The organism is Pseudomonas sivasensis (assembly GCF_013778505.1).
Lineage (GTDB): Bacteria > Pseudomonadota > Gammaproteobacteria > Pseudomonadales > Pseudomonadaceae > Aquipseudomonas > Aquipseudomonas sivasensis.
In genome coordinates this window covers 1-13,436 of record NZ_JAAOWU010000008.1, presented here as the reverse complement: position 1 = coordinate 13,436, position 13,436 = coordinate 1, and the positions used below count along the sequence as shown (strand labels likewise).

18 protein-coding genes and 2 pseudogenes are annotated in these 13,436 nt (G+C 58.9%); 17 read left to right on the top strand and 3 right to left on the bottom strand.

Features of this window, described 5'->3' with window-relative positions; genetic code table 11:
- Positions 1-5: 5 nt before the first annotated feature.
- From G9Q84_RS15010 to G9Q84_RS14990, 5 genes and pseudogenes are all read left to right on the top strand, one after another.
- Positions 6-317, top strand: a pseudogene (locus tag G9Q84_RS15010) (phage head morphogenesis protein); the annotation flags it as partial.
- 82 nt (positions 318-399) lie between these two features.
- Complete coding sequence (locus G9Q84_RS15005; protein WP_093546469.1) at positions 400-1,128, top strand: hypothetical protein; 729 nt, start codon at positions 400-402, stop codon at positions 1,126-1,128.
- Between the two features lie 12 nt (positions 1,129-1,140).
- Positions 1,141-2,106: a major capsid protein gene (locus G9Q84_RS15000; RefSeq protein WP_181643604.1), complete on the top strand. Its 966-nt coding sequence runs from the start codon at positions 1,141-1,143 to the stop codon at positions 2,104-2,106.
- Between the two features lie 47 nt (positions 2,107-2,153).
- Positions 2,154-2,738 (top strand): hypothetical protein, encoded by a 585-nt coding sequence (locus tag G9Q84_RS14995; RefSeq protein ID WP_181643603.1) that lies wholly within the window; start codon positions 2,154-2,156, stop codon positions 2,736-2,738.
- Between the two features lie 59 nt (positions 2,739-2,797).
- Positions 2,798-3,301, top strand: a pseudogene (locus G9Q84_RS14990) (DnaT-like ssDNA-binding protein).
- A gap of 1 nt (position 3,302) precedes the next feature.
- Here G9Q84_RS14990 and G9Q84_RS14985 read toward each other — a convergent pair.
- Positions 3,303-3,608, bottom strand: coding sequence for a hypothetical protein (locus G9Q84_RS14985; RefSeq protein ID WP_181643602.1), 306 nt, complete (start codon positions 3,606-3,608; stop codon positions 3,303-3,305).
- A gap of 28 nt (positions 3,609-3,636) precedes the next feature.
- On the opposite strand from G9Q84_RS14985, the gene G9Q84_RS14980 reads away from it, so the two are divergent.
- The 11 genes from G9Q84_RS14980 (at position 3,637) to G9Q84_RS14930 (ending at position 11,589) form a co-directional block, all read left to right on the top strand.
- Positions 3,637-4,005, top strand: coding sequence for a hypothetical protein (locus G9Q84_RS14980; protein ID WP_181643601.1), 369 nt, complete (start codon positions 3,637-3,639; stop codon positions 4,003-4,005).
- Positions 4,002-4,598, top strand: a complete 597-nt coding sequence (locus tag G9Q84_RS14975; protein WP_122681609.1) for a hypothetical protein — start codon at positions 4,002-4,004, stop codon at positions 4,596-4,598. Before G9Q84_RS14980 ends, G9Q84_RS14975 begins: the two co-directional genes overlap by 4 nt.
- Complete coding sequence (locus G9Q84_RS14970; protein WP_122822487.1) at positions 4,595-4,789, top strand: hypothetical protein; 195 nt, start codon at positions 4,595-4,597, stop codon at positions 4,787-4,789. The genes G9Q84_RS14975 and G9Q84_RS14970 overlap by 4 nt, the downstream gene beginning before the upstream one ends.
- Positions 4,789-5,205 (top strand): phage tail terminator-like protein, encoded by a 417-nt coding sequence (locus tag G9Q84_RS14965; protein WP_122822486.1) that lies wholly within the window; start codon positions 4,789-4,791, stop codon positions 5,203-5,205. Before G9Q84_RS14970 ends, G9Q84_RS14965 begins: the two co-directional genes overlap by 1 nt.
- Before the next feature lie 73 nt (positions 5,206-5,278).
- Positions 5,279-5,935, top strand: a complete 657-nt coding sequence (locus G9Q84_RS14960; protein ID WP_122822485.1) for a phage tail protein — start codon at positions 5,279-5,281, stop codon at positions 5,933-5,935.
- A gap of 3 nt (positions 5,936-5,938) precedes the next feature.
- Positions 5,939-6,319 (top strand): phage tail assembly chaperone, encoded by a 381-nt coding sequence (locus tag G9Q84_RS14955; RefSeq protein ID WP_032891220.1) that lies wholly within the window; start codon positions 5,939-5,941, stop codon positions 6,317-6,319.
- A gap of 17 nt (positions 6,320-6,336) precedes the next feature.
- Positions 6,337-6,639: a DUF1799 domain-containing protein gene (locus G9Q84_RS14950; protein ID WP_012724063.1), complete on the top strand. Its 303-nt coding sequence runs from the start codon at positions 6,337-6,339 to the stop codon at positions 6,637-6,639.
- 27 nt (positions 6,640-6,666) lie between these two features.
- Entirely contained in the window at positions 6,667-9,729 is a 3,063-nt protein-coding gene (locus G9Q84_RS14945) for a phage tail tape measure protein (protein ID WP_181643600.1), read from the top strand.
- Positions 9,729-10,067 (top strand): phage tail protein, encoded by a 339-nt coding sequence (locus G9Q84_RS14940; RefSeq protein WP_181643599.1) that lies wholly within the window; start codon positions 9,729-9,731, stop codon positions 10,065-10,067. The genes G9Q84_RS14945 and G9Q84_RS14940 overlap by 1 nt, the downstream gene beginning before the upstream one ends.
- Positions 10,068-10,078: 11 nt before the next feature.
- The gene (locus tag G9Q84_RS14935; protein WP_181643598.1) at positions 10,079-10,831 is read left to right on the top strand and encodes a phage minor tail protein L; all 753 of its coding nucleotides are present in this window, start codon (positions 10,079-10,081) and stop codon (positions 10,829-10,831) included.
- Positions 10,832-10,833: 2 nt separating this feature from the next.
- The gene (locus tag G9Q84_RS14930) at positions 10,834-11,589 is read left to right on the top strand and encodes a C40 family peptidase (protein WP_181643597.1); all 756 of its coding nucleotides are present in this window, start codon (positions 10,834-10,836) and stop codon (positions 11,587-11,589) included.
- 161 nt (positions 11,590-11,750) lie between these two features.
- Here G9Q84_RS14930 and G9Q84_RS14925 read toward each other — a convergent pair whose 3' ends face one another.
- Both G9Q84_RS14925 and G9Q84_RS14920 read right to left on the bottom strand, forming a co-directional pair.
- Positions 11,751-12,338, bottom strand: coding sequence for a hypothetical protein (locus tag G9Q84_RS14925; RefSeq protein WP_128191816.1), 588 nt, complete (start codon positions 12,336-12,338; stop codon positions 11,751-11,753).
- Between the two features lie 80 nt (positions 12,339-12,418).
- On the bottom strand, positions 12,419-12,679 hold the full coding sequence (locus tag G9Q84_RS14920) for a hypothetical protein (protein ID WP_122753971.1): 261 nt from the start codon (positions 12,677-12,679) through the stop codon (positions 12,419-12,421).
- Positions 12,680-12,827: 148 nt separating this feature from the next.
- On the opposite strand from G9Q84_RS14920, the gene G9Q84_RS14915 reads away from it, so the two are divergent.
- Complete coding sequence (locus tag G9Q84_RS14915; RefSeq protein WP_122753970.1) at positions 12,828-13,388, top strand: hypothetical protein; 561 nt, start codon at positions 12,828-12,830, stop codon at positions 13,386-13,388.
- The last annotated feature ends 48 nt before the right edge of the window (positions 13,389-13,436 follow it).

The following is a 13,436-nucleotide window of genomic DNA, read 5'->3' as shown; positions in this document are numbered from 1 at the left end:
CTCATAACTGTCGAACAACGTTTGTACTGCTTACTTCTCTCAGTGAGATTTTTGCAAAAGGCGCCACGAGGGCTTCAGTGGGCGCCAATGGCGGACAGCAGGTCAGTGCCGACCTCGATTACTACCAATGGCTCCAGCAGCAGCCAGCCTCGTTTCAGGATGTCGCCATCGGCCCCGCCCGGGCCAAGCTGTTCCGTGAGGGCGGATTGACCGTCGAGCGCTTCGCCGAGCTGCAGCTTGATCGCAACTTCGCACCGCTAACTCTGGCGCAGATGAAGGGACTAGAGCCGCTGGCATTTGAGAGGGCCGGGATTTAACTGAACACATTCAACCAGCCGCCTCCGGGCGGTTTTTTATTGCCTGCAAAGCGGGCGGACTAAACCCAAGGGGTGCATCAAAGTGGCAGAAGAAAACGAAATCGACCTGGAAAACCCGGCAATCAAGGCCGCTATCGCGACTGCCGTTGAAGCATCTGTTTCGGGTTTGAAAACCAAGAACTCGGAACTGCTGGGCAAGCTGAAGGAAACCTCCGGCAAGCTGACCCAGTTCGAAACTCAGTTTGAAGGCATCGACATCGACGCCGTCAAAGGTCTGCTCAGTCGTGCGGGCCAGGACGAAGAAACCAAGCTGCTGACCGAAGGCAAGGTGGACGAGGTCTTCAACCGCCGCACTGAGCGTCTGCGCGGTGACTACGACAAGCAGCTGAAGACCATCAGCGAGCGCGCCGAGAAAGCTGAGTCCTTCGCTGCCAAGTTCCAGGGCAAAGTCCTGGGCGACTCGGTACGTGGTGCTGCTTTGAAGGCGGGCGCGCTGCCCGAAGCAACCGACGACATCATCCTGCGCGCCAAAGGCGTGTTCACCCTTAACGAAGATGGCGATGCAGTCGCCGTCGATGAATCCGGCCAGGTCATCCTCGGTAAAGACGGCAAGACCCCTCTGACTCCGCTCGAATGGGCGGAATCTCTGCGCGAAAGCGCACCCCACCTGTGGCCCAGGGCTTCAGGGACATTTGCCCCGGGCGGGGGTGGCGGCAAGGCTGCATTCAAGCGCTCCGAAATGACCTCCGAGCAGAAGCGCGACTTCCAGCGCAAGCACGGCCAAACCGCATATCTGCAATTGCCCAAGTAAGGGGATTGACCCATGGCTACAACCGTAAATAGCGACCTGATCATCTACAACGATGAGGCGCAAACCGCATACCTGGAGCGTGTCCAGGACAACCTGGATGTGTTCAACGCATCGTCGAACGGCGCGATGGTGCTGGACAACGAACTGATCGAAGGTGACTTCCGCAAGCGTGCGCTCTACAAGCTGAACGGTTCGCTGGAGCACCGCGACGTCAACTCTGAAGGCAATGTGACTGCCAAGAAGATCAGCGCCGGCGAAGCTGTCGGCGTCAAAGCCCCCTGGAAGTACGGCCCTTACCAGACCACCGAAGAGGCGTTCAAGCGCCGCGGTCGTCCGGTCGAGGAGTTCTCCCAGATCGTCGGCGCCGACGTTGCTGATGCGACCTTGGAAGGCTTCATCCAGTACGCAACTGCTGGTCTGCGCGCGGCCATCGGCTCCAACGCTGACATGGTGGTTTCGGCCAACATCGAAACCGACGGCAAGAAGACTCTGACTCGCGGTATGCGCAAGTTCGGCGATAAGTTCGGTCGGATCGCACTGTGGGTCATGCACTCCAGCGCCTACTTCGACATCGTTGACGAAGCCATCACCAACAAGATCTACGAAGAAGCTGGCGTCGTGATCTACGGCGGCCTGCCGGGCACTCTGGGCAAGCCGGTACTGGTGACCGACACCGCGCCGGCGGATGTGATCTTCGGCCTGCTGCCAAACGCCGTAACCATCACCGAGTCGCAGGCGCCGGGCTTCCGTTCCTACGAAGTGAACGACGAAGAAAACCTGAGCATTGGCTACCGCGCTGAAGGCACCGTGAACATCGATGTTCTGGGTTACAGCTGGAAAGCCACCACTGGCGGTTCCAACCCAACCCTGGCCGCGGTCGGCTCCGCTGCCAACTGGGTCAAGCACGCGGGCAGCAACAAGGTAACCGCCGGCGTGATGATCACTTTGACTGCGACGCCTCCGGCAACTGGCGGCTAACCCAAAAACTCAACGCGCGGTCAGCGATGGCCGCCTTGGAGAAACACATGGAACTGACTTACAGCAACCAGTTGAGCGGCTTCGACCCGGAGAAGCGTTACCGCAATCCGGAACATTTCGATAAGCCCGAAGCCGGCGTGACCAGCGTGCTGGTGATTGGCGATTGGCCAAGCGTGGTCGACGCATACGAAGCAGCCGGCATTGGCGTGTCGGTGAAGGAAGCAAAGCGGGTGCAGATTGTTGGTGCGGGCAACCAGGCCGAACTGGAAAAGGTGATCGCGGCTTTGCGTGCTGAGCATGGATCGATCCTGATCCTTGTTGACGGCCTGGAAGCTGGCGAAATCCATCGTCCAGAGTCCGGCGACCTGGCGTTGCGCTTGTTTGACGTGCTGGGCACCATCCATGCTTCGATTGATGAGTTGACCACTGAACGTAACGGCCTGGCCTTGACTGTCGACGCACTGCGTGGCGAGGTTGAAGCGCTGAAGAAGTCTGCCCTCACGCCGCCGGCTGACGAGGCCGGTGAAATCGCAGCGCTTAAACAAAGGCTCGATGAAGCCAAGGTCCAGTACCGGGCCAACGCCTCCAAAGAGTCCCTGGAAAAGCTCGTCGCTGAGCTGCCCAAGGAGTAATACTGCTGGCTGTTGGTGATCCGGCAGCCAATCTTCAAGCCATTCCAGCGAGTTAACGCATGACACTCATCATCGAGGACGGCACCGGCAAGCCTGACGCCGAAAGCTACGCGAGCGCCGAGGACCTGGCCTGATATGCCGTGAAATTCGGCACGGTCATCCCCGCTGGTGTTCCCGAGCAGGAAGCGCTGCTGCGCCGGGCCGCCTTGGCGATGGATGGCATGACCTGGAAGGGGCGCAAGACCAGTAGCGAGCAGGGTTTGTCCTGGCCGCGCCGGGAAGTGTTACTGGATCAGGAGATCAAGCCGAACAACTACCTGCCGGCGCGGATCCAGTACGGCCAAATGGCCCTGGCGGCCGAGATACATCAGGACGACATCGATCCGGTGGAGAAACGTAAAGGAGCGGTGCTGCTGGATCGTGTTGAGGGGGCGGTAACGCGCCAATACGCTGCGATCCCGTCCACCAGCAGCCGCTTGTTGCCGGCGGCGCCCAATCGGCCGAGCGCTACACAATTTGCTGATTACCTACAGAAGCGCGGGTTGTTTGCTGTCCGGGCCTGAGTCAGTAAGTCAAAAGCTTGTTCCACCACCAGTTCCAGAACAGATCCTCGGGCCACTCAATCGCATTGTGGATCGTAGTGGCGAGGTGATTCGTGGCGGCGAAATCTACATGCGAATCCTCTTCCACTACGAATGGGCAACACCTGCCCTGAGCTCTATATGTCCATTCCTCATCTTTGGTGCCTGCCAAAGCGTCCTGAATCGCGCCTCGTAAATCTAAACGATAGAAGCGCTTCAATGGTGGAGGGCAAGTCAAATAGGCTTGGAGTGCTGCAGTAATAAGCGCGGCGCGTTGCTGGTTGTTCATTGATCCTCTCCATGATCAGGGGCTTACTATGGCTTTTTATGACGAAATGGCCGTCACTGCACTGAACATGATTACAGAGTTTGGGCAACCTGTGATCATCCGCGCAACAATCGTCGGCGAGTACGACCCGGAAACCGGTTCGGCACCTCCCGAAAGCATCAAAGAGCAAACCGCCCAAGGCATCCTGCTCGACTTCACTGGTCAAGAATTCCAGACTAACAGCCTTATCAAGCAGGGCGACAAGAAGCTCAAGATCGCCGCGCAGGGTTTGGCTTGGGTGCCTGACTTGCTGGACAAGGTCGTTGTCCAGGGCCGCACCTGGTCAATCGTGCCTCCGCTGAAAGAGACCAACCCGGCCGGCACGCCGATCCTATATGAACTGCAGGTGCGGTCATGAGCCGCGCAGGCGCTGGCCAGTCCGGCAGCTTCGCCCTGAGCCTGGCCGAGTTCGCGGCACAGACCAGTGAAGCCATCGACGCCAGCGTTCGCGAGATCATCATCGAGGTAGGCAGCAGCCTGATTCGCATGTCTCCCGTGGGTAACCCGGAGATCTGGGCGCAGAATGCTGTGGCGACGCAGTACAACAAGGCTGTCGACGACCACAACAGCGCGCTGCGCAGCGACCCGGCGAACCTCACGAAGGGCGGGCGGCTGAAGAAGGGCCGCAAGCTCAACGACGGCATGGACCTCAAGGCGCCAGAGGGCTACGTCGGCGGCCGGTTCCGCGCGAACTGGCACATCTCGCTGGGCGTTGTCGAGAGTGTCACCTTCGACGAAGTCGACCCGAGCGGCGCAGAAACCACCGCAGCACTGGTGGCCGCAATGAGCGACTTCACCGCCGGCCAGATGGCCTACATCATCAACAACTTGCCCTACGCGATCCCGCTGGAGTTCGGCCATTCGACCCAGGCCCCCAGCGGCATGGTCCGGGTAACCGTGGCTCGCTTTCAGCAGATCGTGCTGGAGGCCATCAGGAACAACCAGGTATGAAGTTCGAAGACGTGCCGGTTCGCCCGGTGATGCGCTACACGCTTTGCGAGTGCGGTGGAAGGCTGATGCAAGTCGAAAGCGCCCCGGTACTGCTGTCATTTCCTGCGCAGTACCTGCACCAGTGTGCCCTCTGCGGTCTACAGCAAAGCTTGCGCAGTGTATCGCCTGCGCTTGTGTACGAGGTGGCCTGATGTCGCACGCAATCATCGCCTCGATCTACGAGGCAAAGCTCATCGCTTGGAACGCTGCCAGGTCGGAGAAGCTGAAGATCGTCTTCGAGAACACGGCCTACACGCCAGCGGAGGGCGAAACATACCTCCGGGCGTTCACGATCCCTGGTGACACTGCAAGCAACACGCTCGGCGGTGATCATCGGCTGTTCACCGGAGTGTTCCAGATGAGCATCATCGCGCCGGCCGGCACCGGCAAGGCCAAGACGAACCCAATCGCAGCAGAGCTGACCGACCTGTTCCCGCTATACGCCCGGGACACGAAGGGCTCGGTCACCGTGGTGACGATGTCGCCGGTCGACCCTGGGCCCGGCATCACCGGCGATTCCACCTACACCGTCCCGGTCTCGTTCTTATACCGAGCCGACACCAACTAATCCCGCCCATTGGGCAAACCCAGAGACCCGCCATTGAGCGGGTTTTTTCACATCTGCAAAGAGGAAATACCCCATGGGCTACAAACTCCCCAACGGCGGCACCTTCCAGCACGCCGCAACCTACGCGACCGCACTGGCATTCACTGCCATCAGCAACGCTGCCGAGGCCGTTGCCACCGTTGTAGGTGGCACCATCGCTGCCGGCGATATTGTTCTGTTGACGTCTGGCTGGAGCAAGCTGGATAGCAAGGTGGTGCGCGTGAAGGCAGCCACGGCAACGGCGATTACCTTGGAAGGCATCGACACTACTGACACGCAGGTCTATCCGGTCGCTGGCGGCGCGGGCTCGATGCGTAAGGTGCTGACCTGGGTGCAGATCCCGCAGATCTCGGACGTGGCCTTTTCCGGCGGCGAGCAAAACTACCTCGACGTGGTTTTCCTCGAAGATGACCAGGGCAAGCAGATCCCCACCGACAAATCAGCGGCAAGTATGGTGCTCACCATTGCCGATGACCCCGCCCAGGCGTTCAACGGGGTACTGCTGAAGGCAGACGCCGGCAAGCAGATCGAAGCAGCGCGGCTGAACCTGCCCGGTAACGACACCCTGCTGTACGGCACCTACACGTCGTTCTCCAAGCAGCCAGCGGTATCCCGCAACAACCTGCTGACCCGTACCGTCAGCTTGGCGTTGCAGGCCGAGCCGACCCGCTACCTGACTGCGGCGGTGTAACCCATGGCTAAGATCCGTATTGCGCAAAAGGCTACGTTCAATGCGCCCGTGCTGATCCCGATTGTCGGCAGCGAACCCGAGAAGGTCGAGTTCACTTTCAAGTACCGGGATCGCACCGAGCTTGCCGCTCTGTTCGATGAATGGAACGAGGCGCGGAACAGGGCGCGGGCCGCGCTGGGCGACAAGCCTTCTTGGTCGGAAGTGGTTGCCGTGGACACCGAGCAGCAAACCCAGCAGATCAAAGACCTGGTAGTCGGCTGGGGCTTCGATGACGAATACAGCGACGACAACATCGTCGCATTCGTGAAGTCCTGCCAGGGTGCCGCCGAGGCGGTCGTTAAGGCCTACGAAGGCGCGTATAGCCAGGCCCGCCTGGGAAACTGACCGACGCCGCCCGCGCCATGTATTCGCCGAGCGTGCCCGACGCGATTATCGGGATGTTCGGCCTTGCCCCTGGAGATCTGGTTGAGGAAGTGGAGGTCTGGCCCTGCAACTGGCCGGCGTTCCTTCTTTTCAACCGCATGTCCACCCAGTGGCGAGCAGGCGCCGGCGGCGCGATCGGTCTCGACTACAGCTGCATCCGCGATGTAGCCGGGTTCCTCGGCATCAAGAAAAAGAAACTCGCTGAAATCTTCCCTGACCTTCAGGTGCTGGAAGGCGAAGCCCTGCGCGTTATGGCGGAGGAAAGGGAAAACAGCCCGTAACCACGGGCACTTATTCAAGGTGAGTCGATGAATATTGCAGAGCTCGGCGTCAAAATCGACTCGGCCGATGCAATCCAGGCTAAGACGAGCCTGGACGAAATGGCGAAGGCCGGCGGCCGGGCCGAGCAGTCCGCTGTTTCGCTGATGAACGAAATGCAGGCGCTTGAGAAATCGCTTTCCGCCAGTGCCAAAACCACCCAGGACCTGGCAAAGCAGCGTGATGCTCTCGCCAAGCTGACCAAGACCGGCGCCTATGGCGAGGCGGAGGCGGCGAAGATCTCCGCTCAGTTGGACAAGCAGCAGATTGCCCTGGCCAAGTCCGCCCTAGACGAACAGAAGGCCCTGAACAGCCTGCTGGGTGCCATTGACCCGGCTCGGGCTGCACTGGCCAAGCTGGACACCCAGGTCGAGCAACTTGGCAAGCACCTGGATGCCGGGCGAATCAGCCAGGACCAGTACAACAGCGCCCTGGGTAAAATCGACAAGGATTACGCCAAGCTCGAAAAGACCACCACAGGATTCGACAAACTGCGTCTCGGCACACGTCAGGCCCAGGAAAACGTTGTTCAGCTCGGTAATGCGTTGTCGTCGGGTGACTGGGGTAGCGGCGTGCGTGCCGTGGCTCAGCTGGGCGCTGGTGCTGGGGCGGGCGCTGCTGGGCTGCTCGCGATTTTAGGGCCGCTGGCGCTGGCAACGGCTGCTGTTGGCGGTCTTGCATACGCGTACTACAAAGGCAGCGAAGAACAGGACAGCTACAACAAGTCACTGATCCTCACCGGTAACTACGCCGGTGTCAGCGCCGGGCAACTGGGCGACATGGCGCGGCAGGTCAGCGCAACCGTGGGCACTACAGGACAGGCAGCGGCGGTCTTGGCGATGCTGGCGGACAACGGCAAGATCGCCAGCGAGAGCTTCACCGGTATCACTCAGGCCGCAGTGTCGATGCAGGAAACCACGGGCAAGGCGGTCAGCGATACGGTGGCCGAGTTCGTGAAGCTGGCTGATGACCCTGTGAAGGCCTCAGCAGCACTGAACGAGCAGTACCACTACCTCACCGCTTCGGTTTACTCGCAGATTGCCGCGCTGGAAGAGCAGGGTGATCACGCGGGCGCCGTGAAGCTGGCCACCGAGTCCTACGCCGACGCGATCAACGAGCGCACGCCGAAGATTTTGGAGAACCTGAGCTTCTGGGAGAAGGCATACAACGCTGTCGCACAGGCGGCGGACGGTCTGAAAAACGCCGGCCGCCGAGACATCAACTCAGACATCGAGAATGCTCGTGCTGGACTGGCTGAAGCTCAAGGCATGGATGGCCTGTTTCAAAGCCAAAAGTCCAAGGATGCGTTGATTGAATTTAGGCAAAACCGCCTGAACATGCTGGAGGACGAAAAGGCAGCTCAGGCGGACATTGCCAAGTGGGAGGGCGAGCAGGCCAAGGCCCAGGGGGCTGCAGTCACGGCAATGACGAAGGTTGATGCGCTGACCAAGTCGTCGTTGACCAATGAGCAAAAGCGGACAAAGGAGATTGAGGACTATAAGCAGCAACTCGCGGATATCCGGAAAGTTGCGCCAAATGATCCCCGTCTCCAGCAGGACGTTGTCGATAAAAACATCTCCAACATCAACGCCAAGTTTAAGGATCCCAAAGCTGCCAGCACGCAAGTCGACCTGACCAGCTTCAACGACGCCAAGAACGAGCTGGCCGCCATCACCGACACCTACAAAAACTACCAGAAGGAACTGGAAGCGGCTCAAAAGGCCGGCCTGCTGTCCGAGGAAGACTATCTGCTGCGGCGCCAGGCGCTGATCGGCAACCAGCTCGACCAAACCACGGCAGCATACGAGGCTGAGATTGCCGCACTGGAAGCGGCCAAAGGCAAGAAGTCCACGTCGGCTGCGCCAAGCATCCAGCTGGACCAGAAGATCGCCGGCGCGCGCGCAGGCATGGTCAAGGCTCAGAAGGATGCGGATAGCCAGCTTGAGGTTCTGGCGACCAACGAGACCGGGCGACTCGCCAAGCAGGAGCGGGCGATCAGTACGTACGTGCAGGCGCTGGGTCAGCAACAGAGAGCCTTGGAGCTCGCGGGCCAGCGCGCTGTGCTCGGCGTAGGGCAGGGCGATCGACAGAACGCTCTCAGCGGTGAGCTGAACAGCCAGCAGGACCGGTTTGCTCAGCAGTCGCTGGAGCTTGCCAACCAGAAGTCCGATCCGTCGCGCAACATGTCGGAGGAGGAGTTTAAGCGGAAGTCGCAGGCGCTCGCAGATGCGAATAATGCCGCGACGGACCAGATCCGGCAGAACTATGCGGATGTGGAGAATGCGCAGGGCGATTGGACGAAGGGCGCAACTGCTGCGTGGGAAAACTACCTGGATTCTGCGCGTGACATCGCCGGCCAGACCAAAAGCCTTTTCGGCAATGCCTTCAGCTCCATGGAAGACTCGATCGTCAATTTCGCGATGACCGGCAAAGCGTCGTTCTCAGATTTCGCCAAATCGATCCTGGCTGATATGGCGCGTATCGCTACCCGTCAGGCGAGTTCGGCCTTGCTGGGCAGCTTGGTTGGCGCAGCGGCCAGCTACTTCGGTGGTAGCGCTGCTGGCGGCGGTAATGGCATGGCTGCCGGTTCCGCTGGCGCTACATCGTCGAACCTCGGCGCGTCCTCGGCTGGCTACTCCAGCACTTACTTTCCCCAGGCTTTGGGCGGCGCATGGTCGGGCGGTGTGCAGATGTTCGCCGACGGCGGCGCGTTCACGAATTCCATCGTGAGTAAGCCAACCTCGTTTGGCATGGCGAACGGTGACATGGGGATCGCAGGCGAGGCCGGACCAGAGGCGATCATGCCTCTCACCCGAACATCCAGCGGAAAGCTTGGCGTTATGGCCATGGGCGGGGGCGCTACGGGAGGTACGCAGATCAATGTCGAGGTGCACATCGATGGCGAGGGTAACGCCTCGTCCTCGGCTGATGCTCCCGGCTATGACCTGTTCGGCAAGGAGCTGGCCGCGTTCGTTGAGCAGAAATACCAGCAGATGCGCAACAAAGACATGGGCCAGGGTGGCGTCATCAATAAAGCAATCAAGGGGCGCTGATGGCTATCGAACGTTTCACTTGGGCGACGGAGAAGGGCGCAGAGGGTGATATAGCCCAGCGCGTTCGCTCCAAGAAGTTTGGCGATGGCTACGAGCAGTCGGTCGAGGATGGCCTCAACAACCGGTCGCAGTCCTGGCCGGTGACCTTCACCGGTTTGAAGGCGCGTATCAAGGACATCATGGCGTTCCTTGACCGGCACAAAGGGGCGAAGGGCTTCCTCTGGGAGCCGCCCCTGGGTGAGCTTGGCCTATACAAGTGCAACGGCTACAAGCCGGTGCACCGTGGCGGCCAGGTCTACGCCATCACCGCCACTTTCCAGCAAACCTTTCACCCCTGAGATAACAGCCCATGGCACTGATCACGGACCTCCAGAAACTGGAGCCCGGCGGCGAGATTCGCCTGTTCGAAATTGATGGTACCGAATACGGCGCCGATTACCTGCGCTTCCACGGTCACGCTATCCCGCACACGCCAGAGGAATTGCTTGCCTACGAAGGCTCTGAAGAGGATCTGCCCGCCAAGTCGATTATCTGGCAGGGCCAGGAGTATGCGGCATGGCCGGTTCAGATTGAGGGGATCTCTTCTAGCAGCGATGGCACCGCCTCTCGACCGACCTTCGCCGCCGGCAACGTCAACGGGCGTGTCACTGCGCTTTGCCTGGCCTTCGAAGACATGCTCAAGTTCAAGCTGACGGTCCGTGAGACGTTGGCACAGTACCTGGACGCGGCGAACTACCCTGACGGCAACCGAACTGCGGACCCGACCCAGGAGGCGTTGGAGATCTGGTACATCGACCAGAAAACCAGTGAGGACGGCGAGGCAGTGGTCTGGGAGCTTTCCTCCCCTGGCGAGATCGATAACCACGGGCTTCCCGGGCGGCAAATGACCACGTTCTGCCACTGGGCCATGACCAACGGTTACCGGGGGCCGGACTGTGGCTACACCGGCGCGGCCATGTTCGATGACGAGGACAACCCAACAGACGATCCGTCGAAGGATCAGTGCAAGGGCTGCCTGTCGTCCTGCAAGCTGCGCTTCGGCGAGAACAACGAACTGTCCTTCGGTGGATTCCCTGCCGTTTCCCTGATTGCCCGGAGTTGACCATGCGCAAGCACATCATTGCGGCCATCCAGGCGCATGCGGCGGCCGAGTACCCGCGCGAATGCTGCGGCCTGTTGATTGCCGTCGGACGAGCGCAGAAGTACTTCCCGTGCCGGAACATCGCCACGGAGCCTAACGAAGAGTTCTGCCTCGACCCCGAGGACTACGCTGCGGCGGAAGACCTTGGCGAGGTGATCGGCATCGTTCACTCGCACCCGGACGCCACCAGCAGGCCGTCACCGCATGACTTGGCGATGTGCGAGGCCACGGCCTTGCCCTGGCACATTCTGTCCTGGCCAGAGGGCGACATGCGCACGATCACGCCCACGGGCAGTACGCCGCTGCTCAAACGTCCGTTCGTGCATGGCGCCTGGGACTGCTGGCAGGTCTGCGCTGACTGGTACAAGCGTGAGTGGGGCCTGGAATTTGAAGCCTTCCAGCGCACCGATGGCTGGTGGGAGAGTGCGGAGAGCGCCAGCCTGTACGAGCAGCATTACGAGTCTGCCGGCTTTGTTCGAGTCGACGGGCCGCAGCGCGGCGATCTCATCGTTATGCATGTGGGCAGGACTGTTCACCCGAACCATGCTGGGATCTACCTGGGTACTGATCCATCGCTACCTGGCGAAAAGTCAGGCACCTTCGGCCCCGGCCCGTTTCTGCTGCACCACCTGTACGGCAGGCCGTCGGAAATTATCGTATATGGTGGAACATGGCATGACCGAACACGCCTGATCCTCAGGCACAAAGACGCCAGATAACCAACATGATGCGGTAAGGCCGCAGGAGGAAAGTATGCAAGCAGGTAACCAAGTCCAGGCGCATTTTCCTTTGCGAGCAGAAGATATCCCGGTTTCAGCCTCAATGGTCGAAGCCGGGTTAGCTGTGCTTGAGGAGACGGATGATCGGCCTCTATCCAGATTTACGGTCGAAAGAGCTTTTCAGGCGATGTGCCTGTGTGGTCTAGCTGAATCTGCTCGCGAGTCCTCTTCTCGGTAATGACTTCAATTCCATAGTGAATAGCCTGAAAGATTCTTGCGAGTCTTAAGCAGTGCGCCCGCAACTCATCGAGCGTCAAAACGGCATTCGCTTTCTGTACGCTTTTTGGTTTGATTAAATCGGTTTGTGTTGCGGTAGGGCCTTCATTAAGCCCCCATTGCCAGTGAACAATTTTATGCCTGATTGGCGATATTAGTTCGAATGCTTCGATAGAAGCCTTCAGGTCATCAGCTATATCGCTTTGCTCTTCCAAACTGTCGGAGAGCTTGAATTTTGAATATCTGATCATCGCCGCCATCGACATATTAGTTTCAACGCAGATGCGTTGCGCCTCAGCGATAGGCTTGTCCAGGAAAAAGGCGAAAAGCTCAGATATCTTCCACTCCACTGCGGAGTAACAGGCTACAAACTGGCCGATCGCATGCAGATTCGGGTCCGAAGGGCCGACATCGAATTGGCGCACCCAGTCGACCGTGAACGCGGGTCGCGGAACGAATTGGTCATCTGACACATTGACCTCCAGGTCATAAACGCGCCGATATTGGCGCAACCCCAGTCCTTGGGCTTGCAGGCGAAGGACTGGGAAATCCTTTAATCGACTTTAATCTCCTTCAACCCGTCATTGGGCTGAATGGTGATATCAATTCCTTCGAGGACGCCATCCTCTCCTCGGGTGAGCTCTAACGACATGCCTGGTATGAGAGTTTGCTCAACTATCCATCCACCTGCGAAGCGGTACTTCACATCAACTGGATGAGGCTGGCCTTTGAAGTTAACGGTCAGCCTCTTCCCGACTTCAGTCTTCTTCAGTGCTTCAACAAGTGCGCGCGAAAGTTCGTCTTCTCCGTCCATAGCGATCTCCAATTGAGAGGCACAAAGCTACTACGCTGCCGATCAACCCGGTTACTGGTATTCCATCCACGCTGGATGCCTGGACAGGCACGAGGTACAGTGCTTGGATTTCGAGTTTCCCTATCCACCTGAATCGCAAGGATGCCCCATGCGTAAAATCTTGGTAGCTCTGTGGCTAACTATTCCAACGCTCCTGCTGTCTGGCTGCTCTGTGTCGACGTTCAATAAGTATGCAACCTTGCAATTTTATGAGTGGAATCGAACGAACGTTCAGTACAATTACTTTGATGGCAAGTCAGGAATGCTGAGTTCTAATCCCAACTTTCGGAATAGAATGCTGCCCGCACGAATAGCCGATAACAATCAATGGATGGACTTCAACGATGACATGGGGCGAGTCATAAAGACGTTTGGAAATACTCTACATCGCGACACATTTCCAGCTGGACTGGAGCCGATCAAAGAGTTTGTTGCCTGGAGTCAACTTCCGCCAATGCAGCGCCTGAATATGCGCGATACGTTGAATGCCAAGCCTGAGTTCACATCGATTAAAGCTCGACTTGTTCTTGAGCGCGGCACGGGGGAGCCGCTGCTTGTTTTTACAGGCAGTTCGCTACCTTGGGAGACAGCCCCGCAGTATGCGATCGACAAAGTTAACGCTGTCAGAATGCTGGTTAATGCCCAGATCTGGTATGAGATTTTGAAGTAGCAGGTTTCCGAGAAAGTCGATGGAAGATCTGGCAGCCCAGCCCAGCCC